Source organism: Streptomyces lienomycini (assembly GCF_027947595.1).
GTDB lineage: Bacteria > Actinomycetota > Actinomycetes > Streptomycetales > Streptomycetaceae > Streptomyces > Streptomyces lienomycini.
The window spans coordinates 7776452-7799124 of the sequence record NZ_CP116257.1 but is presented as its reverse complement, the minus strand read 5'-3'; the positions used below and the strand labels follow the sequence as shown (position 1 = coordinate 7799124).

At 71.5% G+C, this 22673-nt stretch carries 21 protein-coding genes; 7 read left to right on the top strand and 14 right to left on the bottom strand.

The features are described 5' to 3' along the window. The first annotated feature begins 17 nt into the window (after positions 1–17). Entirely contained in the window at positions 18–1700 is a 1683-nt protein-coding gene (locus BJ961_RS35640; protein WP_271416872.1) for a GAF domain-containing sensor histidine kinase, read from the top strand. Positions 1701–1822: 122 nt separating this feature from the next. Then, complete coding sequence (locus tag BJ961_RS35635; protein ID WP_271416871.1) at positions 1823–2872, top strand: M23 family metallopeptidase; 1050 nt, start codon at positions 1823–1825, stop codon at positions 2870–2872. Between the two features lie 31 nt (positions 2873–2903). Here the strand turns inward: BJ961_RS35635 and BJ961_RS35630 are convergent, their stop codons facing one another. The 5 genes from BJ961_RS35630 to BJ961_RS35610 all read right to left on the bottom strand — a co-directional run bounded on the left by BJ961_RS35630 (position 2904) and on the right by BJ961_RS35610 (position 7758). Beyond that, positions 2904–3791, bottom strand: a complete 888-nt coding sequence (locus BJ961_RS35630; RefSeq protein ID WP_271416870.1) for an HAD family hydrolase — start codon at positions 3789–3791, stop codon at positions 2904–2906. A gap of 88 nt (positions 3792–3879) precedes the next feature. After that, on the bottom strand, positions 3880–4785 hold the full coding sequence (locus BJ961_RS35625; protein WP_271416869.1) for an LLM class flavin-dependent oxidoreductase: 906 nt from the start codon (positions 4783–4785) through the stop codon (positions 3880–3882). 52 nt (positions 4786–4837) lie between these two features. Continuing rightward, positions 4838–5296, bottom strand: coding sequence for a hypothetical protein (locus BJ961_RS35620; protein WP_271416868.1), 459 nt, complete (start codon positions 5294–5296; stop codon positions 4838–4840). A 6-nt stretch (positions 5297–5302) separates the two neighbouring features. Then, on the bottom strand, positions 5303–5851 hold the full coding sequence (locus tag BJ961_RS35615; RefSeq protein ID WP_271417272.1) for an RNA 2'-phosphotransferase: 549 nt from the start codon (positions 5849–5851) through the stop codon (positions 5303–5305). Between the two features lie 149 nt (positions 5852–6000). Then, entirely contained in the window at positions 6001–7758 is a 1758-nt protein-coding gene (locus tag BJ961_RS35610; RefSeq protein WP_271416867.1) for an SDR family oxidoreductase, read from the bottom strand. A 298-nt stretch (positions 7759–8056) separates the two neighbouring features. On the opposite strand from BJ961_RS35610, the gene BJ961_RS35605 reads away from it, so the two are divergent. The 5 genes from BJ961_RS35605 to BJ961_RS35585 all read left to right on the top strand — a co-directional run bounded on the left by BJ961_RS35605 (position 8057) and on the right by BJ961_RS35585 (position 11921). Then, on the top strand, positions 8057–9019 hold the full coding sequence (locus BJ961_RS35605) for an ABC transporter ATP-binding protein (protein ID WP_271417271.1): 963 nt from the start codon (positions 8057–8059) through the stop codon (positions 9017–9019). Then, complete coding sequence (locus tag BJ961_RS35600; RefSeq protein WP_271416866.1) at positions 9009–9917, top strand: ABC transporter permease; 909 nt, start codon at positions 9009–9011, stop codon at positions 9915–9917. The genes BJ961_RS35605 and BJ961_RS35600 overlap by 11 nt, the downstream gene beginning before the upstream one ends. Continuing rightward, on the top strand, positions 9914–10825 hold the full coding sequence (locus BJ961_RS35595; RefSeq protein WP_271416865.1) for an ABC transporter ATP-binding protein: 912 nt from the start codon (positions 9914–9916) through the stop codon (positions 10823–10825). Before BJ961_RS35600 ends, BJ961_RS35595 begins: the two co-directional genes overlap by 4 nt. An 11-nt stretch (positions 10826–10836) precedes the next feature. Beyond that, positions 10837–11556 carry an ABC transporter permease gene (locus tag BJ961_RS35590; protein WP_271416864.1) on the top strand — a complete coding sequence of 240 codons (720 nt, stop codon included), beginning with the start codon at positions 10837–10839 and terminating at the stop codon, positions 11554–11556. 107 nt (positions 11557–11663) lie between these two features. Then, positions 11664–11921: an SGM_3592 family protein gene (locus tag BJ961_RS35585; RefSeq protein WP_271416863.1), complete on the top strand. Its 258-nt coding sequence runs from the start codon at positions 11664–11666 to the stop codon at positions 11919–11921. Positions 11922–12313: 392 nt separating this feature from the next. Here the strand turns inward: BJ961_RS35585 and BJ961_RS35580 are convergent, their stop codons facing one another. The 9 genes from BJ961_RS35580 to BJ961_RS35540 all read right to left on the bottom strand — a co-directional run bounded on the left by BJ961_RS35580 (position 12314) and on the right by BJ961_RS35540 (position 22547). Then, positions 12314–13156 carry an HAD family hydrolase gene (locus tag BJ961_RS35580; protein ID WP_271416862.1) on the bottom strand — a complete coding sequence of 281 codons (843 nt, stop codon included), beginning with the start codon at positions 13154–13156 and terminating at the stop codon, positions 12314–12316. Further along, on the bottom strand, positions 13153–14430 hold the full coding sequence (gene serS, locus BJ961_RS35575) for a serine--tRNA ligase (protein WP_271416861.1): 1278 nt from the start codon (positions 14428–14430) through the stop codon (positions 13153–13155). Before serS ends, BJ961_RS35580 begins: the two co-directional genes overlap by 4 nt. 509 nt (positions 14431–14939) lie before the next feature. Then, on the bottom strand, positions 14940–15872 hold the full coding sequence (gene pheA / locus BJ961_RS35570) for a prephenate dehydratase (RefSeq protein WP_271416860.1): 933 nt from the start codon (positions 15870–15872) through the stop codon (positions 14940–14942). A gap of 80 nt (positions 15873–15952) precedes the next feature. Beyond that, positions 15953–17389, bottom strand: a complete 1437-nt coding sequence (efeB, locus tag BJ961_RS35565) for an iron uptake transporter deferrochelatase/peroxidase subunit (protein WP_271416859.1) — start codon at positions 17387–17389, stop codon at positions 15953–15955. Positions 17390–17397: 8 nt separating this feature from the next. Next, a complete protein-coding gene (locus tag BJ961_RS35560) occupies positions 17398–19488 on the bottom strand; it encodes a copper resistance CopC/CopD family protein (RefSeq protein WP_271416858.1) in 2091 nt (696 codons plus the stop codon). 13 nt (positions 19489–19501) lie between these two features. Beyond that, positions 19502–20002 (bottom strand): copper chaperone PCu(A)C, encoded by a 501-nt coding sequence (locus BJ961_RS35555; protein WP_271416857.1) that lies wholly within the window; start codon positions 20000–20002, stop codon positions 19502–19504. 20 nt (positions 20003–20022) lie between these two features. After that, a complete protein-coding gene (locus BJ961_RS35550; protein WP_271416856.1) occupies positions 20023–20673 on the bottom strand; it encodes an SCO family protein in 651 nt (216 codons plus the stop codon). A gap of 131 nt (positions 20674–20804) precedes the next feature. Beyond that, positions 20805–21569, bottom strand: a complete 765-nt coding sequence (locus BJ961_RS35545) for a YcnI family copper-binding membrane protein (protein ID WP_271416855.1) — start codon at positions 21567–21569, stop codon at positions 20805–20807. Between the two features lie 129 nt (positions 21570–21698). After that, positions 21699–22547 carry a hypothetical protein gene (locus BJ961_RS35540; RefSeq protein WP_271416854.1) on the bottom strand — a complete coding sequence of 283 codons (849 nt, stop codon included), beginning with the start codon at positions 22545–22547 and terminating at the stop codon, positions 21699–21701. Positions 22548–22673 lie beyond the last annotated feature (126 nt).

Genomic DNA, 22673 nt, shown 5'->3' with positions numbered 1-22673 from the left:
CTCATTACGCTCGGGTCATGCCTCCAGCACCGCCCTCCGGTCCGCAGCCGCCCCGCGAGGCGGCCTCGGCCGAGCTTCTGGCGCGGGTGCCGAAGCTGCTGGACGCCATGCGGTCCGTCGGCAGCGGACTGGAGCTGCACTCCACGCTGAACCGGATCTGCGAGACCGCCGCGCAGCTGGCTCACGCCCGGTACGCGGCCATCGGCGTCTTCGACGAGGACGGTGACGGCCTCGTCGACTTCGTCCATCACGGCCTCGACGACGCGACCGTCCGGCGCGTCGGCGACCTCCCGGACGGCCGCAGGGGCCTGCTCGAGGCGCTCATCCGTGATCGCGAGCCGGGACGGCCGACCGATCCGGCCGAGGGCCCCCGCCCGAGCGGCCTTCCCGCGCACCACCCGCCGATGCGCAGCTTCCTGGGGGTCTCCATCCGTGTGCAGGGCGCCATCTTCGGCAATCTCTACCTGACGGACAAGCACGCGGGCGAGCCCTTCAACGACTACGACCTCGCCATGGTCCGGGTGCTGGCCACGGAGGCCGGTATCGCCATCGGCAACGCCCGCCTGTACGAGGCAGCCCAGCAGCGGGAGCGCTGGATCGACGGATCGGTCGCCGTCACCACTGCCCTGCTGGCCGGCGGAGACACCGACGACGCCCTCCAGACCGTCGCCGAGCAGGCCCGTCGGGTCTCCGGAGCGGCCGCCGGAATCGTGCTGCTGCCGGCCGACGGGGGCGGCCTGGAGATCGTGGCGGTCGACGCGCCCCACCGCACCGGCGCTCTCGGCGTGGTCATTCCGCCGGAGAACGGCATCGTCGCCGAACTCCTCGCCGGGCGTCCCGTCTTCGTGGACGACGCCGCCACCGACCCCCGTCTGTCCGCCGGACCGGCGCGCGACTACGGGCCGATCATGCTGTTGCCGCTGTGCCGGGACGGGAAGGTCCTCGGGGGCCTCGTCATGCCCCGCGCCCGGGGAGACCGTCCGTTCACCCGGACGGAGCGTGAGCTCGGCGACCGGTTCGCCGCCCAGGCCGCGCTGGCGCTGATGATGGCCGACACGCAGCGCGACCGGGAACGGCTCGCCGTGTACGAGGACCGGGACCGCATCGCCCGTGACCTGCACGACCTCGTCATCCAGCGGTTGTTCGCCACGGGGATGATGCTGGAGAGCGCCCAGCGCGGGGCGGCCGTGCCCGAGGTGCGCGACGGGATCGGTGGGGCCGTCGACGAACTCGACGTCACCATCCAGGAGATCCGCTCGGCGATCTTCGCGCTCCAGCAGCCGGCGGAGGAACCCGCGGGACTGCGCACCCGTGTACTGCGGGAGATCACCATGGCCGCCGTACCACTGGGTTTCACACCCGCGTACCGCTTCGTCGGCCCGGTCGACGCCGCCGTCGGCGACCTGACCGGCAAGAACCTCGTCGCCGCGCTGCGTGAGACCCTGTCAAACGCCTTCCGGCACGCCCGCGCCACCCGGATCGAGGTGGTCGTGGACGCGACGGCGACCCTGCCGGACGGCCGGCCGGGGGTACGTCTGACCGTCGCGGACGACGGTGTCGGTGTCCCCGAGGGCGGTCGGCGCAGCGGTCTGCGCAATCTGGAGCGGCGGGCCGAGAGCGTCGGCGGCGCCAGCCGGCTGGGGCCGGGCATCGGAGCGGAGGACGGCGGCACGACCGTGCTGTGGGAGGCGCCGTACTGAGCGCTGCCGACACCGTGTCCACTCGTGTGCAGCAGTCGCGCTGAGCCGTGTGGAGCAATGGGTACCCCGCACGTACGACCTGAACGAGACCCGGGGCCTCGCGCGGGTCCACGATCGCTGACATGCGCTCATCTCGCCGACATCCGCTGCTCGTTCCGGGGCTGCTGTGCGCACTGGCCGTGCTCGCGGCCCGCCCCACCGACGGCGTGGAGGGGGACGGCGGATCCGGTACCGCCCTCGGCCCGCAGGTGGCGCGACTGTACGAGGACGCGGCGAAGGCCACCCGCCAGTACGAGGACGGACGGCGGGAGGCCGAGGTCCAGCGGTCGAAGGCGCTGGAGTACGAGCGACTGCTGGACGGGCAGCGGCAGGAGATCGACGCCATGCACGAGGATCTGGGCCGCATCGCACGCGCCCAGTACCGTGGCGCCGGCGGACTTCCGTTCACCGCGCGGATGCTCCTCGCCGACGATCCCGATGAGCTGATGCGCGGTCAACGGGCCGTCTCCCGCGCGAACCTGACCGTCAGCACCGCCGTCGGCAAGAGCCTGCGGGCGGAGAAGCGGCTCGCCGCCGACGAGGCCAAGGCACAGGCGGCCTGGCAGGCGCTGGACAAACGCAACGCCGACCTGGTGAAGCTGAAGAAGGAGATCGAGGCCAAGCTGGGGTCGGCGCGTTCACGGCTGCAGGGACAGGCGGATGCCTCCGTCACGGCCGGGTCCTGCCCCGGCGCGGTCCGGCTGGACCAGCCCGAAGAGCGCGCCGGCCCGTCCTGGGTGGCGCCGGTGGAGACCTACGAACTGTCGGCGTCCTTCGGCAGCGGAGGGTCGCGATGGGCGAACCGGCACACCGGCCAGGACTTCGCGGTTCCGGTCGGGACACCGGTGCGCGCGGTCGGCACGGGCCGCGTCCTGAAGGTGACCTGCGGTGGGGCCTTCGGTATCCAGGTCGTCGTTCAGCACGCGGACGGTTACTACACGCAGTACGCCCATCTCGCCGCTGTCGCCGTCGACCAGGGCGACCGGGTGGGCCCCGGGCAGTGGATCGGTCAGTCCGGCACCACCGGCAACTCCACCGGCCCCCATCTGCACTTCGAGGTACGGGTCACACCCGAGATGGGCTCGGCACTGGACCCGGTGCCCTGGCTGTCGCGGCGCGGGGTGCCGTTGTGACGGCACCGGGTGTGCCGCGGCTGGGGGCAGGTCAGCGCAGGTCCGCCAGCACCCGCTCGATCACGACCGCCACTCCGTCGTCGTTGTTGGCGACCGTCCGCCCCGAGGCCGCGGCGATCACGTCCGGGTGAGCGTTGCCCATGGCGTACGACCGCCCCGCCCAGGTGAGCATCTCGACATCGTTCGGCATGTCACCGAAGGCGACGACCTCCTCGTGCGAGATACCGCGCTCGGCGCAGCACAGGGCGAGCGTGCTGGCCTTGGACACGTCCGGCCCGCTGATCTCCAGCAGAGCGCTCGGGCTGGACCGGGTGACGTTGGCGCGGTCGCCGATAGCGAGGCGGGCCAGGGTGAGGAAGCCGTCCGGATCCAGCTCCGGGTGGAAGGCCAGGATCTTGAGGACCGGCTCGGCGGCGGCGCGACCGCCCGGGGCCAGGATCTCCTCGGCGGGCAGGAGATCGTCGGGGACCTCCACGTGCAGCTTCGGGTACGCCGGTTCCTGGTGGAAGCCGTACGTCTGCTCCACCGCGTACACCGTGCCGGGCGCCGCCTCCCGCAGCAGTCGTACGGCGTCCAGCGCGTTCTCCCGGGGGAGCTCGCGGACCTTCACGAACCGGTGTGCGCCCGGGCCTCCGTGGAGGTCGACCACCGCGGCGCCGTTGCCGCAGATGGCGAGGCCGTGACCGTGAACGTGCGCACTGACGACGTCCATCCAGCGGGCGGGCCGGCCGGTGACGAAGAAGACCTCGATGCCGGCCTGCTCCGCGGCGGCCAGCGCGGCGACCGTGCGTGGGGAGACCGACTTGTCGTCCCGCAGCAGGGTGCCGTCGAGGTCGGTGGCGATGAGCCGCGGGCGGGTGGCGGCGGCCGGGGGCTCGGACTGTCGGGTCGCTGAGGTCACCCAGCCATTGTCATGCATATGCGTGCACGTTCGTGCGGCGGTCCGCACATGTGTGAGCTACGGCTCTCATTTTCGGCATCCGTTCCAGACTGTCGGTTCCCCGCTCTCATTCCCCCAGCTGTGCCGGTGCCTCCATGGCGATCCGCTCGAAGAGCTTCTCGTCGGCGGCGAAGTCCGAATCGGCGATCGGCCAGTGGACGACGAGCTCGGTGAAGCCGAGGTCCCGATGCCGGCCGGCGAAGTCCACGAACGCGTCCACGGACTCCAGCGGGCGACTGCGCTCCGGCGTGAAGCCGGTGAGCAGGATTCTGTCCAGCTCACTCACCTCGCGGCCGATCGCGGCGCAGGCGTCGGCCAGCCGGTCGGCCTGGTCCCGCAACGCCCGTTCCGACTGCTCGGGGGTGCCGCTCTCGAACAGCTTCGGGTCCCCGGTGGTCACCCACGCCTGCCCGTGCCGCGCGGCGAGCCGCAGGCCCCGGGGGCCGGTCGCGGCCACCGCGAAGGGCAGCCGGGGCCGCTGTACGCAGCCCGGGATGTTGCGTGCCTCGTGTGCCGAGTAGAAGTCGCCCTCGTACGACACGGCGTCCTCCGTCAGCAGCCGGTCGAGCAGCGGCACGAACTCGCCGAACCTGTCGGCCCGCTCGCGCGGCGTCCACGGCTCCTGGCCCAGTGCCGTGGCGTCGAATCCGGTACCGCCCGCTCCTATGCCGAGCGTGATCCGGCCGCCGGAGACGTCGTCGAGGGAGATCAGCTCCTTGGCGAGTGTCACCGGGTGCCGGAAGTTCGGCGAGGTGACCAGGGTGCCCAGACGCAACCGCTCGGTGACGGCCGCCGCGGCGGTGAGTGTCGGCACGGCGCCGAACCATGGGCCGTCCCGGAAACTCCGCCAGGACAGGTGGTCGTAGGTGTACGCGGTGTGGAAGCCGAGCTGCTCGGCCCGCGTCCACGTCGAACGGCCGCCTTCGTGCCAGCGGCGGTACGGAAGGATCACGGTACTCAGGCGCAGACTCATGTCTCCGAGCCTATGCGGAGGCTTCCGGTTTCACGTGAAACAGCGCTCGCCGTCACCGTACGCGGCTGCTCAGCCACGGACTGAGGAAGATCAGGGGCACGTACTCCCGGTGGGCGCGGTCACCGGGCAGGGGCACGATCAGGTGGTGGCCGGGTGGAAAGCGGCGCCCCTTGACGAAGGCGCGGTCGTCGAAGACGGAGCGCAGGAACGCGGGGACGTCGTCGCGTGGGATGTCGGGGCACTCCACGTTCTCGACGGTGATCAGGGCGTCGCCCTCGGGGAAGAGCCGGACGCTCACCCGGGGGACACCCCCGAACTCGACGAACGCCTCGTGCGGGAGGGAGCCGTCGGCGTCGGTGGTCACGCCCACCCCCGCGGCGCTGCGGCGCGAGGTCTGGTCGGCGCCGATGTCGTCGTGGACCTCGATCTCCAGCGCGTACTCCTCGGCGATGGCGCGGAGGGCGGTGACGGCGGCCTGGGTGGTGGGCAGGTGCTCCATGCCTTCGATCATGCTGGTTCAGTGCGGAGCGGGAAAACGCAGATGGCGTGCCGGCACGCTCTTCGTGAGCCATACCCCGTTCGCGCTGATGTGGAAGACATGGCCGTCGTGGTGCATGGCGGCGGCGTCCACCGAGAGCACGACCGGGCGGCCGCGACGGGCACCGACCCGGGTCGCGGTCTCACGGTCGGCCGAAAGGTGCACGTCGTGCCGGTTCATCGGCCGCAGTCCCTCGGCGCGGATCGCCTCCAGATGCCGGGCCACGGTCCCGTGGTAGAGGTACGGCGGCGGGGTGGCCGCCGGCAGTCCGAGGTCCACGTCGACGCTGTGGCCCTGGTTGGCGCGGACACGGGTGCCCTCGACGGCGAAGCGCCGTTTGTCGTTGGTGGCGACCACATGGTCGAGTTCTTCCCGGGTGAAGCGGAAGCCGTGAGCGGCCCCGGCCGCGATCAGCGTGTCGATCTCGACCCAGCCGCCCTCGTCGAGCGTGAGCCCGATCCTCTCCGGCTGGTGGCGCAGGTGCTTCGACAAGTACCTGGAGACCCGGACCGTGCGTCTGTCGTCGATGCGGTCGTCGTGTCCGTCGTCGGTGTGTTCCCGTTGCATGACACCAGCCTGCCTAGTGAGACCCACGTCACGCGATGGGTTTTACGGGCAGGGTTTGATCCACAGTCGGGGCCGCTTATCCACAGGCCGGCCGGTGCTTCCTGTGGAAACTACAGAGGCGGCCTCACACGAGCGAGGCGCCTCAGCATCCCTGGTGCCACCCGGGACAGGAGGTGGGCGCCGCGCGCCTCCGGCGTCACCGGGACCACGGCCCGGTTGCGCACGACCGCGTCGAGGACGGCATCGGCCACCTTTTCCGGCGGGTAGTTGCGCAGCCCGTACAGCCGGGAGGCGCGCTGCTGCCGGCGCTTCTCCTCGTCGGCTCCGACACCCGCGAAGTGCGCCGTGGACGTGATGCCGGTATTGACGAGGCCCGGGCAGACCGCCGTGACACCGATCCCCTGCTCGGCCAGTTCGGCGCGCAGGCACTCGCTCAGCATCAGCACGGCCGCCTTGGAGGTGCCATAGGCGGGCAGCGCCCTGGAGGGCTGGAAGGCCGCCGCCGAAGCCGTGTTGACGATGTGACCGCCCTGCCCGCGCTCGGCCATCTGCCGGCCGAACAGGCGGCAGCCGTGGATCACACCCCACAGATTGACGTCGAGGACCTTCCTCCAGTCCTCCGGAGTGGTGTCGAAGAAGGAGCCCGACAGGCCGATCCCGGCGTTGTTGACGAGCACGTCCACCACGCCGTACTCGGCGGCGACCTTGGCCGCGAGCTTCTCCATGGCCGGCTCGTCGGCGACGTCCACCGTCTCCGCCCACGCGTTCCGCGCCCCGATCAGCCGGGCCAGCTCTACGGTGCGGCCGGCGGCCTCGGTGTCCCGGTCGACGACCACCACACGTGCCCCGGCCTCGGCGAACGCGAGCGCCGTCGCCCTCCCGATGCCGCTGCCCGCGCCGGTGACCAGGACCAACTGCCCGCCGAAACGGTCGGCGTGCCTCCCGCTTGCCGGGGCTTCGGACCGCCCCTCCTCGGTGGCGGTGACGAACTCCGTGATCCAGTCGGCCAGCCGATCCGGCCGGGTGCGCGGCACCCAGTGCCCCGCGGGCAGCGTGCGCCGGGTCAGCCGCGGCGCCCAGAGCTCCAGCCCGTCGTAGAGCCGCTCCGACAGGAAGGCGTCCCCCAGAGGCGTGATGAGCTGCACGGGAGCGTGGGCGTAGGCGTCGTCGCGCGGTCGGCGCAGCCGGGGCCGGACGTTGTCGCGGTACAGCCACGCCCCGTTCGCCGCGTCCGTCGGCAGGGACGCGGTCGGGTAGTCACCGCCGGGCACCTTCTCGACCCGCTCCAGGATGCCCGGCCAGCGCTTGCCGAGGGGGCCGCGCCAGGCCAGCTCGGGCAGGACGGGGGTGTGCAGCAGGTAGACGTACCAGGACTTGGCGCCCTGGCCGAGGACCTGCCCCACCCGACGCGGGGTGGGCCGCCTGAGACGCCTGTTGATCCAGTGCCCGAAATGGTCGAGGGACGGACCGGACATCGAGGTGAAGGAGGCGATGCGGCCTTCGGTGCGCCTGACCGTGACGAACTCCCAGGACTGCACCGACCCCCAGTCGTGACCCACCAGGTGGACGGGGCGGTCCGGGCTGACCGCGTCGGCCACGGCCAGGAAGTCGTCCGTCAGCTTCTTCAGCGTGAACCCGCCGCGCAGCGGACGCGGCGCGGTGGACCGGCCGTGGCCGCGGACGTCGTAGAGGACCACGTGGAAGCGGCCGACGAGACGGGCGGCGATCTCGGACCAGACCTCCTTGCTGTCCGGGTAGCCGTGCACCAGGACGACCGTGGGCTGTCGCGGATCGCCCATCTCCACCACGCACAGCTCGACCCCGCCCGTGCGTACCCGGCGCTCCCGCGCGCCGTCCGGCATCGTCATCGATCCTCCGCCCAGCGCCGCACGTGCGGCGGTTCGTCGTCCACCCGGTCCCGTGCCTGATCCACCTGTCCCGGTGCCGTTCGCACCGGCCGTGCTACTCGCTCGTCACCCGACGCCGCCGAATCTCCCAGCTGTTAGACCGATCGTCAATAGGGCGGGGAGCGGGCCCGAGGAGGGCGTGCCGTGGCTCTCAGGTACGGCATCCCCTACGGGCCCGTACTACTCGAGTCTGACGCCAGGACGGCTCTACGGTCTGACGACCGCAGTGGCGCTCGTCACTACTGTCGTCGATGTGACTGTGATCGCGACCGAAAGCCTGAGCAAGCGGTTCCCCCGGGTGACCGCGCTCGACCGGCTGTCCGTGGACGTCGGGCCGGGTGTGACCGGACTCGTCGGTGCCAACGGCGCCGGCAAGTCCACCCTGATCAAGATCCTGCTGGGTCTGTCTCCCGCCACCGAGGGCCGAGCCGAAGTGCTCGGACTCGATGTCGCCACCAAGGGCGCCGACATCCGCGAGCGGGTCGGCTACATGCCGGAGCACGACTGCCTGCCACCCGACGTCTCGGCCACCGAGTTCGTCGTCCACATGGCGCGCATGTCCGGCCTGCCGCCCACCGCCGCCCGCGAACGCACGGCCGACACCCTGCGCCACGTCGGCCTGTACGAGGAGCGCTATCGGCCCATAGGCGGCTACTCGACCGGCATGAAGCAGCGCGTGAAGCTCGCACAGGCCCTCGTGCACGATCCCCAGCTGGTCTTCCTCGACGAGCCGACCAACGGCCTCGACCCGGTCGGCCGCGACGAGATGCTCGGTCTCATCCGGCGCATCCACACGGACTTCGGCATCTCCGTCCTGGTCACCTCCCACCTGCTGGGCGAGCTGGAACGCACCTGCGACCACGTCGTCGTCGTGGACGGCGGCAAGCTGCTGCGCTCCAGCTCCACCACGGACTTCACCCAGAGCACCACGACCCTCGCGATCGAGGTCACCGACACCGACGAACACCCCGACGGCACCCGCGCGGTCCGCGACGCGCTCGACGCGCGCGGGGTGACCGTCCAGGACGGCAGCGGCCTGCCCGGCGCCGGCCACGTCCTGCTGCTCACCGCGTCGGGCGAGGAGACCTACGACCTGGTCCGCGACGTCATAGCCGACCTCGGCCTCGGCCTGGTCCGCATGGAGCAGCGGAGGCACCACATCTCGGAGGTCTTCACCGACAGCGACGCAGAACGGAAGGAGGCGGTCGGCCATGGCAGCTGAGCACCCCACAGCCACGGTGACGGGTGACCAGACCCGCATCCACAACATCGGCTACCGCAGCTACGACGGCCCCCGCCTCGGCCGCGCCTACGCCCGTCGCTCGCTGTACTCGCAGTCCCTGCGCGGCGCCTACGGCCTCGGCCGCTCGGCCAAGTCCAAGGTGCTGCCGATGCTGCTGTTCGTGGTGATGTGCCTGCCGGCGGCCATCATGGTCGCCGTCGCCGTCGCCACCAAGGCCAACGACCTGCCCGTGGACTACACGCGCTACGCGATCGTCCTCCAGGCCGTCATCAGCCTCTACGTCGCCTCCCAGGCACCGCAGTCCGTCTCGCGCGACCTGCGCTTCAAGACCGTGCCGCTGTACTTCTCGCGGCCGATCGAGACCTCCGACTACGTCCGCGCCAAGTACGCGTCGCTGGCCTCGGCCCTGTTCGTCCTGACCGCCGCCCCTCTGCTGGTGCTCTATGTGGGCGCGCTGCTCGCCAAGCTCGACTTCGCGGACCAGACCAAGGGGTTCGCACAGGGACTCGTCTCCGTGGCACTGCTCTCGTTGCTCTTCGCCGGCCTCGGTCTCGTGGTCGCCTCGGTCACCCCGCGTCGCGGCTTCGGCATCGCGGCCGTCATCGCCGTCCTCACCATCACCTACGGCGCGGTCTCCACGCTCCAGGCCATCGCGGACGTCCAGAGCAGCTCCGGGGCCGTCGCATGGATCGGCCTGTTCTCGCCGATCACCCTGATCGACGGAGTGTCATCGGCGTTCCTGGGCGCCACCTCGGCCTTCCCCGGAGGGGCCGGCCCGAGCAGCGGTGTGGGAGCTCTCTACGTCCTCGTCACCCTCGGCCTGATCGCCGGCGCCTACGGCCTGCTGATGCGCCGCTACAAGAAGGTGGGACTGTGACCACGCTGAACATCGACCACGTCTCCCGCTGGTTCGGCAACGTGGTCGCAGTCAACGACATCACCATGACGATCGGCCCCGGCGTCACCGGCCTGCTCGGCCCCAACGGAGCGGGCAAGTCCACCCTCATCAACATGATGGGCGGCTTCCTCGCCCCTTCCACCGGCAGCGTCACCCTCGACGGCCAGCCGGTCTGGCGCAACGAGGCCATCTACCGGCACATCGGCATCGTCCCCGAGCGCGAGGCGATGTACGACTTCCTCACCGGCCGCGAGTTCGTCCTCGCCAACGCCGAGCTGCACGGCCTGGGCGCCAAGGCCGCTGACGAGGCCCTGGCCACCGTGGAGATGGCCTACGCCCAGGACCGCAAGATCGCCACGTACTCCAAGGGCATGCGCCAGCGCGTGAAGATGGCCTCCGCCCTCGTCCACCAGCCGTCGCTGCTCCTGCTCGACGAGCCGTTCAACGGTATGGACCCGCGCCAGCGCATGCAGCTGATGGACCTGCTGCGGCGCATGGGCGACGAGGGCCGCACCGTGCTGTTCTCCTCGCACATCCTCGAAGAGGTCGAACAGCTCGCCTGGCACATCGAGGTCATCGTCGCCGGACGCCACGCGGCCAGCGGCGACTTCCGCAAGATCCGCCGTCTGATGACCGACCGGCCGCACCGCTACCTGGTGCGTTCCAGCGACGACCGGGCCCTCGCGGCGGCGCTGATCGCCGACCCGTCGACGTCCGGCATCGAGGTCGACCTGGTCGAGGGCGCCCTGCGCATCCAGGCGGTCGACTTCGGCCGGTTCACGGCCCTGCTGCCGAAGGTCGCCCGCGACCACGGCATCCGGCTCCTCACGGTCTCGCCGTCCGACGAGTCCCTCGAGTCCGTCTTCTCGTATCTCGTCGCGGCGTAGGAGGCCGAAGAATGTACGACCCCACAGTCGCCCGGCTCACCTACCGAGCTCTCCTCGGCCGTCGCCGGGCCCTCATCCTGGGCGCACTGCCCCTGTTGCTGCTCGTCATCGCCGTCGCGGTGCGGGCGCTCGCCGGAGTCGACGACCAGACCGCGTCGGACGTGCTGGGCGGGTTCGCCCTGGCCACCATGGTGCCGATCATCGGCGTCATCGCCGGAACCGGCGCGATCGGCCCCGAGATCGACGACGGCTCGGTGGTGTACCTGCTGTCCAAGCCGATCAAGCGGCCGACGATCATCTTCACCAAGCTGATCGTCGCCATAGCCGTGACGATGGTCTTCTCCGCCGTGCCCACCCTGCTCGCCGGCCTGATCCTCAACGGCAACGGCCAGCAGGTCGCCGTGGCCTACACGATCGCCGCGCTGGTCGCCTCGATCGCCTACGCCGCGCTGTTCCTGCTCCTGGGTACGGTCTCCCGGCACGCGGTGGTCTTCGGGCTCGTCTACGCGCTCGTCTGGGAGGCCCTCTTCGGCTCCCTGGTGCCGGGCGCCCGCACGCTGAGCGTCCAGCAGTGGTCGCTCGCGGTGGCCCAGAAGGTCGCCGACGGAAACCTGGTGACGTCCGACGTCGGCCTGCCGACCGCGACCGTGCTGCTCGCCGCGGTGACCGTGCTCGCGACCTGGTACGCGGGCCAGAAGCTGCGGTCGCTGACGCTGGCCGGGGAGGAGTGATCGGGCCCGGGCACTGACGGGGCCTTCACGTCGGCCCGGGCACACTGGGCGCAGGAAATATACGGACAAGGACGCACGAATACCACGGCACGGCTGGGAGGAATCGGATGGCGGGCCACACACCTCGACAGGACGGGCGCGAACAGCCGGAGAGCCGTGCCGAGGACACCGCCTGGGACGACCTCGTCCTGGACGAGGAGTTCATACGGGAGGCCGGGGCTTCCGAGCCCTCGGCCCGCGCCCGGATGCTCACCGCCCGCTGGCGTCGGGAGAAGCCGGAACCGCAGCCGTGGCGTTCCGACGAGCCGCCCGCCGGCTGGTTCTTCGGCAAGGGCCGCCGACGGCGCAGGTGGCGCCGGGACTGACGTGGCGCGGGCCCGCACGGCGGGTCTGCGGTGTACGTCCGCTTTTAATCGGTGGCGTCCGGCTTCCTGCGGCGGCAATGTGGGGGATGCACGAGGCCGGGCGGCGCCGGCGCATCGGGCGGCCGCTTCGAGCACGCGAGATGCCTCGCGTGGGCCGACCGACGGGGACGCCGTCGCTGTCCGGACCGTGCGCCGGGACCACGGCCGCCAAGGCGGACCGGACGTCGACCGCGGCGACGGATTCGGGCGGGACCGGCCGGATGCGGTCTGCGGTGCCGGAACGGGTGCCGGGCCGACCAGGTGCTCGCCCGCCCGGCGATGTGTCCGCCCGCCCGACGATGTGCACGTCCGCCCGGCCGTCAGGACCGGAGGCCGGTCGAGGCGACGGGGCGTCAGGCGGAGAGGCGTTCCAGCACGACCGCGATGCCGTCCTCGTCGTTGGAGGAGGTCACCTCGTCGGCGACCGCCTTAAGCTCCTGGTGGGCGTTGGCCATCGCCACGCCGCGGGCCGCCCAGCCGAACATCGGGATGTCGTTGGGCATGTCGCCGAACGCGATCGTGTCCGCGGCCTTGAGGCCGAGCCGGCGTGCCGCCAGTGACAGGCCGGTCGCCTTGGACAGGCCGAGGGGGAGCAGCTCGACGATGCCCGCTCCGGCCATGGTCACCGTGACGAAGCCGCCCGCGGTACGCCGGGCCGCCTCGGCCAGCTCGTCGTCCGACAGGGTCGGATGCTGGATGTAGATCTTGTTCAGTGGGGCCGACCACAGGTCCGACGCGTCGGTGAAGGGCACCGCGGGGAGGTCGCCCCCGACCTCGTAGCCCGGGCCCACCAGCACGTCGCCGTCCAGACCGTCCCGGCTGGCGGCGAGGTACAGGGGACCGGTCTCCGCCTCGATCTTGGCCAGCGCCACCCCGGCCAGCTGCCGGTCCAGCGTCACGGAGGTCAGCAGCCGGTGTTCCCCGGCGTGGTAGACCTGCGCGCCCTGACCGCAGACGGCCAGCCCGTCGTACCCGAGGTCGTCCAGGATGTGCCGGGTCCACGGAACCGCCCGCCCGGTGACCACGATGTGGGCCGCGCCCGCAGCGGTGGCCGCGGCGAGCGCGGCACGGGTGCGTCGCGAGATCGTGTCGTCGCCGCGCAGCAGCGTGCCGTCGAGGTCGGTCGCGATCAGCCGGTAGGGGAAGCCCCCGGCGGGGCCGGTGTCGGAGACGGCGGCTGCTCCGGTGTCAGTCACTTGGCCACCGGTTCCAGGACCTCCCGGCCGCCCAGGTACGGGCGCAGCACCTCGGGCACCCGCACCGAGCCGTCGGCCTGCTGGTGGTTCTCCAGGATCGCGACGATCGTGCGCGGAACGGCGCACAGTGTGCCGTTGAGCGTGGCCAGCGGGCGCACCTTCTTGTCCTCGCGCACCCGGATCGACAGCCGGCGGGACTGGAACTCGGTGCAGTCCGAGGTCGAGGTCAGCTCGCGGTACTTGCCCTGGGTCGGGATCCAGGCCTCGCAGTCGTACTTGCGGGCGGCCGAGGAGCCCAGGTCGGCCGAGGCCACGTCGATCACCCGGAACGGCAGCTCCAGCGACGTCAGCCACTGCTTCTCCCACTCCAGCAGGCGCTGGTGCTCGGCCTGCGAGTCCTCCGGGAGGACGTAGGAGAACATCTCGACCTTGTCGAACTGGTGCACGCGGAAGATGCCCCGGGTGTCCTTGCCGTGCGAGCCCGCCTCTCGGCGGAAGCAGGGCGAGAATCCGGCGTAGCGCAGCGGCAGGCTGCCGGCGTCCAGGATCTCGTCCATGTGGTACGCGGCCAGCGGCACCTCGGACGTGCCGACGAGGTACAGGTCGTCCTTGTCGAGGTGGTAGACGTCCTGGGCGGCCTGGCCGAGGAAGCCGGTGCCGGCCATCGACTGCGGGCGCACCAGGGCCGGGGTCAGCATCGGCGTGAAGCCGGCCGCCGTGGCCTGCGCGATCGCCGCGTTGACCAGGGCCAGCTCCAGGAGCGCGCCGACACCGGTCAGGAAGTAGAAGCGCGAGCCAGAGACCTTGGCGCCGCGCTCGACGTCGATGGCGCCGAGCAGCTGGCCCAGCTCCAGGTGGTCGCGGGGCTCGAAGCCCTCGGCGGCGAAGTCGCGGTGCGTGCCGTGCGTCTCCAGCGTGACGAAGTCCTCCTCGCCGCCGACGGGCACGTCGGGGTGGACGAGGTTGCCGAGCCGCTGGAGCAGCTGCTGGGTCTCGGCGTCGGCCGCGTCGCGTTCGGCGTCGGCGGCCTTGACGTCGGTCTTGAGCTGTTCGGCCCGCTTGAGCAGGTCGGCCTTCTCGTCTCCGGCGGCCTTGCCGATCAGCTTGCCGAGGCCCTTCTGCTCGGCGCGCAGCTCGTCGAAGCGGACGCCGGACGACCTGCGCCGTTCGTCGGCGGACAGGAGGGAGTCGACGAGCGCGACGTCCTCTCCACGGGCGCGCTGCGACGCGCGCACACGGTCGGGGTCCTCACGGAGCAGGCGAAGGTCAATCACGCGGTCAAGGCTACCGGTGCGCGGTGTCGGGTCTCGACCCACTATTGCCGGGCGCGGGGCCCGTACCTCGACCGACCGGTCAAGAAGGAGGCGCGACATCCCTGGAACGAGGTCCCGTACGGGTGCCGGGTTGACCGGATTTCCTTGTGCGGGGCGGGACTTGAGGAGGGACTGTCCACAGGGATCCACAGTCGGGAAAAGTTATCCACAGGCTGTGCGAAAGATCTGTGGATTCATGGAAGTGATCATTCCCGATTCGTGAAGGCGGGCCACCCAAACCCTCCATGCCCTCACTTTCGAGTGGAAACGGGGCACCTGGCGTCACTCTGGAGGATGGGGTGCAAGAGACAGGTGGACGAAGGGTGACCTGGCCCTCTGTGGGTGAAGTAGGGGATCGTAGGCGGATTTGTCGACCAAATGCCGCTTCGTTGTCGACTTGTCCCCAGGTCGAGAAGGGGACCTGTGGATAACTTCTGTGGACAACGAAAATCGGCAGATAGGAAAGGCGGTCAGAACCGGCCGTCCTGGCAGCGTGCCACCCAGTCAGCCGCCGCCACGAACGCCTCGTCGGAGGTGCCCGGCCGCGGCGCGTCCACGTCCGTCGGCTCGACCTCCGCGCGCGGATACGAACCGAGGTAGCGCACTTGCAGGCAGGAGCGCTTCAGACCCATCAGCGCGTCGGCCACCCGGCGGTCGGAGATGTGGCCCTCGGCGTCGATGCAGAAGCAGTAGTTGCCGATCCCGGCGCCCGTGGGCCGGGACTGGAGCAACATCAGGTTGACACCGCGGGTGGCGAACTCGCCCAGCAGGTCGCGCAGGCCGCCGGGGTGGTCGTCGCGCTGCCAGAGCACGACGGACGTCTTGTCGGCACCGGTCGGTGCGGCGGGCCGGGCGGGACGGCCCACCAGCACGAAGCGCGTCTGGGCGTTCTCCGCGTCGTGGATGTCGGCCTCCAGCACCTCCAGGCCGTAGCGCTCCGCGGCGAACTCACCGGCGAAGGCCGCGTCGTACCGCCCTTCCTGCACCAGACGGGCGCCGTCCGCGTTGGAGGCGGCGGACTCCCAGGCGACGTCCGGGAGGTGTGCCTTGAGCCAGTTGCGGACCTGGGGCTGGGCGGCCGGGTGGGCGGTGACCGTCTTGATGTCCGACAGCTTGGTGCCGGGACGGACCAGCAGCGCGAAGGTGATGGACAGCAGCACCTCGCGGTAGATCATCAGCGGCTGGCCGGCGACCAGCTCGTCGAGGGTGGTGGTGATGCCGCCCTCGACGGAGTTCTCGATCGGCACGAAGGCGGCCTCGGCCTCGCCGGTGCGCACCGCGTCGAGCGCGGACTGGACGGACACGTACGGGACCAGTTCCCGGGTCGCCGTCTCCGGAAGTGTGCGCAGGGCGACTTCGGTGAAGGTGCCTTCAGGGCCGAGATACGCGTAACTGGCTGGCATGTCCTCACCCTAATGGGCCCGGCGGGACCCGGCTCACGCGTTTCGCACCAGCCCCTCCCCGGGGTGATTCACCGGCCCGTTCACCCCTCCAGCAGCCGCTGCCCCACGTACTCTCCGTCCGCCGCCCCGCCCGGCACCGCGAACAGGCCGCTCGCCTCGTGCCGGATGAAGCGCGACAGCGCGTCGCCCCGGTCCAGCTTGCGCTGCACGGGCACGAAGCCCCGCAGCGGATCGGCCTGCCAGCAGATGAAGAGCAGCCCGGCGTCCGGCACGCCGTCGGCGTCGAAACCGTCGTGGTAGGAGAAGGGCCGGCGGACCATGGCCGCGCCGCCGTTCTGGTCGGGGCGGGTGATACGCGCGTGGGCGTTGATCGGGACGACGAGTTTCCCGGCCCCGTCCGTCTTCTCCAGGTCCATCTCGGTCGTCTCGGTGGCCCCTGTTCCTCCGGACAGCGGCGCCCCGTCGGACTTGCGGCGCCCGATGACGTCCTCCTGAGCCGTGAGCGACAGCCTCTCCCAGTCGTCGAGCAGCATGCGGATGCGGCGTACGACGACGTAGGAGCCGTTGGCCATCCAGGCCGGACCACCCGGCCCGGTCCCGTCCTTCCCGGTCCCTTCCTTCCCGGACCCTCCCTGCCCGGATCCCGGCTCCCCCGGGACGAAGATCCGCTGGTCGAAGTCGGCCTCGGCGGGCTTCGGGTTGCGGGTGCCGTCGACCTGGCCCATGAGATTGCGGGCCGTCATGGGGTGGTCGGTGGCCCCCGGCGAACGGTTGAAGCCGTTCATCTGCCAGCGGACGCGGGCGGCCGCCCCGGCGTCCTGCTGGATCGCGCGCAGGGCGTGGAAGGCCACCAGGGCGTCGTCGGCGCCGATCTGCACCCAGAGGTCGCCGTTGCTGCGGTTCTTGTCGAGGTGGTCCGAGGAGAAGTCGGGGAGTGGGTCGAGAGCGACCGGGCGTAGCTTGTCCAGGCCGGTCCGGCCGAAGAAGCTGTGCCCGAATCCGAAGGTGATGGTCAGCGAGGAGGGCCCGGCGTCCCGGGCCACGTCGGTGTCCCGGGTTCCGGCAGGCTCGCCCGCCATCAGCCGCCGGGCCGTGTCGGACCAGCGGCGCAGCAGTGCGGTGGCCTCTTTGCGTCCGGCGCCCGCTGCGAGGTCGAAGGCGACGAGGTGGCCGCGGGCCTGCATCGGGGTGGTGATGCCGGGCTGATGTTTCCCGTGAAACATCGCTCGCTCGCTGCCGAGCGAGGTGAGGGGGGTGGCGGCGGAGGACGGCGCGGCGGTGTAGCCCGTGGCGGCACCCGCGGCGCCGAGGACGAGCCCGGTGGCCCCTGCGGTGCCGAGCAGCCGCCGTCGTGAGATGCCCCCGGGGGCGGTCGTGTCCTTGGAGGTCCCGGACTTGTCGGAGCCCCCGGAGCCCGCGGCGTTTTTGGAGTTGCCCGAGTCGAGCGGTCCGGGTCCGGCGGGCGTTCCGCGGGTCGGCTCGGGGTTCCGGGCCTCCGGGATGGACTGGTCAGCCATGGTGCGGTTCAGCCGATCTGCGCGTTCTTGGAGAGGGTGACCTGGTCGATGTCGGAGGTCCGTACGGTCACGGCGACTTCCCAGTCACCGGCCATCGGGATCTGCACTCCGCTCGCCGACCAGTGGCCGGTGGTGATGTGGTCGGGGGCGACGGGCAGGGGCCCGATGTCCTTGGCCTCCTGGGTGAGGGCCACCTTCACCTCGGGGATGTCGAAGGCGGTCCCGTCGGGGCGCTCGACGTAGAGGTGCAGGTCGTTGGCGCCGACCCGGGCGGGATCCAGTTCGACGCGGACGACGCCCTTGCCGTTCTGCCCGCCGGTGTCGAAGGGCATGTCCAGTGTGACGGCCCCGGTGCCGGGGGTGGATGCGGCGGTGGAGGAGGCGCCGGCGGCCTTGGCCTCCTCTTCGGTGCGGCCCGGCTCGGTCTGGGTCAGGACCGTGGTGACGGCGAGCAGGACGACGGCGACGCCTGCCTCGGCGAGCACGGAGCGGCGCAGCCCGAAGCGGTGGGGGTCGGAGTCCCGCTGCCGTTTCTGCCGGGCCGCGTCCACGGCCGCGCGCTGCCTGGCCAGCTGGGCGGCGCGCTGGGATCCGCCCGAGCCCTTCGCCGTGCCGGACGCCTTCTCCGGGACGTCGCCCTTCCCCGCGGTCTTTCCGGACGACTTCCCGGACGTCTTCCCGGACATCTTCTCGGCTGTCGGTCCGCCTTCCTTCCCGGCCTCCTTCTCGGCAGCCTTGCCGCCCCCCTGCGAAGCCAGGGCAGCCTTCCTCCCGCCCCGGTCCTGCTCCGAGGCCTCCGCCCCGGCCTTCCCGCGGTCGCCGGCCGTACCCGCCCGTTCCTTCCCCCGCTGCCGGGCGATGACGGGCACGGCCTCCGCCAGCTGTGCCGTCCACCGCCGGGAGAAGTAGGCGGCGCCGACGAGTACCGCGACGAGCGCGATCTTGACGAGGAGCAGCTGTCCGTACCGGGTGTCGGTGAAGGCCGTCCAGGAACCGAGCTGGCGCCAGGACTGGTAGGTGCCGGTCGCCACCAGCGCGATCACGCTGCCGAAGGCGACGCGGGAGAACCGGCGTACGGCGCGGGCGGGGAGCGGTGTGTCCGCCGGGGCGCGGTACAGGGCGACGAGCAGGGCGGTGAGTCCGCCGAGCCAGGTGGCGACGGCGATCAGGTGGACGACGTCAACCGGCATGGCCAGTGCGGCCTGCAGACCGACGGAGGCGTGCTCGGACATCGCCCAGGTCGCCGCGAGGCCCACCGCGACGACGCCCCCGCCGACCGCGAGCCTGAAGGTGAGGTCCTTCTTCTCCTCGTCCTCCCGTTTGTCGTACGCGCCGAAGAGCACGGCGATGAACAGCGCGGCGGCCGCGAGCAGCAGCAGCCGGGAGACGAGCGCGGCGCCCGCCTTGGTCTGGAGGACCTCGCCCAGCAGGCTCAGGTCGAAGACGTCGGCGGCCTTCCCGGACCCGGTGTAGGAGCCGCGCAGCAGGAGGAGCAGCAGGGTGGCGGCGGTCAGCGCGAGCCAGCCGCTGACGACGAACCGCTGCACCACCCGGACCCCGGAGCCGCGCGGCCAGCAGGCCAGCACGAAGGCGGCGCCGCCCACCAGGACGGCGAACCCGGCGTACGACACGTACCGCCCGACGCCGTAGAGCCCGCCGACGAATCCGCCGCCCGCTCCCTGTCCGGAGACGGAGACCGAGGTCTCGGACGGGGCGCCGACGGAGAAGGTGTAGGCGCCGGCCACGGGGTGGCTGTCGGCGGACACGACCTGGTAGGTCACCGTGTACGTGCCGTCGGGCAGCCCGGCGTGGAGTTTCACGGAGTACGTCGTGCCGCCCGTGCCGGACGGCTTGCCGTCGTCGACCCGCTTGCCCTTGGGATCGAGGACGCGCAGCGAGTCGTCGTCCATGGAGACCGACTCGGAGAAGGTGAGCGACACCTGGGCCGGAGCCTTGTCGACCACCGCCCCCTGCTGGGGATCGCTGCCGGTCAGCGCGGCGTGCGCGGAGGCCGGTCCGGCTCCGGCCAGCAGTGCGCAGGCCGCGGCCAGAAGCAGCAGCACCAGGGTCCGGACGCGCGGGGCGATGGTCTGCGTCAAGGTGGTCCCTCCCTCAGTGTCCGGAGTGTTCGGAGTTCTCGGAGTTCTCGGAGTGTCCGGCGGCGGGCCGGTAGGTGGCCGACTTCACCGGCAGCTCGACCGTGACGGGATCGGAGTGGGCGAAGTGCAGTTCGACGGTGACCGACTGTCCCTGCTTCGGCTGTTGCTTCAGCTTCTCGAACATCAGGTGGTTTCCGCCGCTCTTGAACACGAGTTGCCCGTGGGCCGGGACCTCGAGGCGGTCGACCTCCTTCATGGTCCCGTCGACGGTCTCGTGCACGGTGACCTCACCGGCGTCGCTGGTGACCGAGGTCAGTTCGTCCGCCGCGTCGCTCTCGTTGGTGATCGTGAGGAACCCGGCCGCCATCGAGTCGGAGACGGGCTGCGGTATGTAGGCGGCGTCGACCGAGAGTTCGGCGCCGGAGGCGGGGGAGTCGGAGTCCGAGCCGCCACAGCCCGTGAGGACCAGGGCGCCGATCACCGCGACGGCGGCGAGGGCGGGCCCGCGGCTCACGGTTCGCCTTACGGGCCCCCTCACGGGTTCTGTCCCTTGAGGAGCTTGGGCAGGTCCTTGGTGTAGTCGTCGACGGTGGCGTCGTCGCCGTAGAGGACGTAACCCGCGTCGGACTTGGGGGAGAAGGCCACGACCTGGGTGCCGTGGGTCGAGACGATCTCGCCGTTCTTGTCCTTGGTCGGCGGATCGATCGAGATGCCGAGGGTGCGGGCGCCGGCCTGGATGGTGTCGAAGTCGCCGGTCAGGCCGACGATCTGCGGATCGATGCCCTTGAGCCACGTGCCGAGCGCGGCCGGGGTGTCGCGCTCCGGATCCGTGCTGACGAACACGACGCGCAGGTCGTCCTGCTCCGCCTGGGAGAGCTGCTTCTTGGCCACGGCGATGTTGTTCATGGTCAGGGGGCAGACGTCGGGGCAGTGGGTGTAGCCGAAGTAGATCAGGGTGGGATGGCCGGCGGTCTGCTCGCGGAGGTCGTACTTCTTGCCCTGGGTGTCGGTGAGGACCAGGTCGGGCTTCTCGAAGGGCTTGTCGAGGACGGTGGCGGCCTGCTGGCTGTTGTCCTCGGAGACCACGGTCACGGGCTTGTCGTTGTCGGCGCCGCTCCCGCAGGCGGACAGGGCCAGGGAGGCGGCGGCGAGCAGGGCGGCCGCGGCGAAGGTGTTCTTGCGCATAGAAAAAATGTCCCAGATGTGAGGTGCTCCGGTGCGCGCCGGGGTCCGTCGGACCGACGGAAGGGACCCGGCGCGCACCGGACGAGAGGATGCGTCGGCGAGGTCACGCCGACGCACCGGCACGGGCGTTGTTACGCCGAGGCGCCGGAGTCGCGCCGACGGCCGGCCAGCACGCCGTAACCGACGCCTGCCGCACCGACGACGATGCCGACGATGCCGAGGACCCGGGCGGTGGTGTCACTGCCGTCGCCGGAGCCGGAGTCCGACGAGGAGGCGTCGGCGGCGGTGTTCTGCGCGGCGGCCGCGGTGTCGTCGGCCTTGGCGTCCGAGGAGCCCGAGGCGCCGTGGGCGTCGTCCTCGGCGGCGGACAGCTTGAGCACGGGCGCCGGGGTGTCGGGCTCCTCCTGGCCCTCCTGCGGCACCTCGATCCAGCGCACGACCTCCTTGTTGGAGTACGTCTGGATCGCCTTGAACGCCAGCTGGTCGGCGTCCTCGGGCAGCGCGCCGATGGAGACCGGGAACTTCTGGAAGTAGCCGGGCAGGACGCCCTTGCCGTCGTCGGCGGTCCAGGTCACCTTGGTGACGACCTCGGTGATCTGCTTGCCGTGCGACTCCAGCGGCTTGGCCGGCTTGGCCTTGGTGACCTCGGCCTTCCAGCCGGGGACCGGCTGCGGCATCACGGACGCCAGCGGGTGGTCGGTGGGGAAGTTGACCTCCAGCTTGGTGGTGGAGGCGTTGTCGCGCTCGTTGGGGACCTTGAAGTCGACGACCGCGTAGCCGCCCTTGGCGGCCGCGCCCTCCGGCTGCACGCTGACGTGCGCGAAGGCGGGGGCGGACAGGGCGAGCACGGCGATGCCGGACACGGCGCCGACGGCGACGAGACGGGAAGCCTTCATGAAGGGGTACTCCGCTTCGAGTGGTCACCGGTGACGACCCGGTGACGAGTGACGGGAGGGAATGCGCGCACGCGCGCGTGCCGCACGACGGCGGCCCCTCCCCGAAGCGGGGGTGGTGATCGCGTCGTGTCAGGCGGCGAGGGCGAACGTCCCGCCGGGCGGGCCGCGCCTGATGACCGTGTGCTGGAGCGCGGTGGTACGGGGGCGTGGCGGCACCGACAGGGTGGGGTGCGGCGGACGCGGGCCGGTGCCGGGGGCGCCGGCGATCCCGGCGTGCAGGGCGCGGACCAGGGAGAACGCGGCGCGCAGGGCGCGTACGAAGGCTGCTTCGGCCATCGTGTGGGCCGAGTGCGCCGACAGTTCGACGAGGCGGGCCAGGGCCAGGTCCCCGCGGCGCAGCAGCCAGCCGGCGGCCAGGGCCGCGAGGACGTGACCGAGCAGCATCGGCAGGGACGGCAGCAGCGAGGCGGAAGCGCCGCCGGTCGTCAGCGCGTCGGCGGGGTGGTGCACGGCGCCGGTGTGGGCGTCCGGAGCGATCCGCGCGTCGGTGAGGATCTGCTGGGCCCGGGCCGGGCTGATCGCCGCAGCGGTGGTGCCGCAGACCAGCCGTGCGGCCTGCTGGACCAGGGAGGCGTCGGACAGCGCGCCCGCTCCGCCGCCAGTTGCGACGGCCGTGCCGGGTGCCGCGGCCGCGGTGGCGCCGTGCTGGCCCAGTCCGAACAGGGCGTGCAGCGCGGTCTGGCCGACGGTGAGCAGCAGCACGATGCCGGGCAGTGAACGCCGGCGTCCGGCGAGGGGCACGGCGACCAGGACCGCCCCGAGGAATCCCGCGCCCAGCGACCACAGCGGGACGGTGGCGCAGGAAGCGAGGGTGTGCCCCGCCGCGGCCAGCACGACGCAGACCGCGGCGAACACCGCGGCCCGCAGGATCCGGAGGTCGTTCCCGGAGCGCGCCGTTGGCGGGTGGGGGGCAGTCATGGCGCGCTCATCATCGCACTGACGACCCACGCGCCGTACGGCAGGTCCACAAGATGCCGTACGACGGGAAGGCGGGAGAACCGACCGGAAGGCGACGGAAGCGACCGTAAGGCGGCAGGACCGACC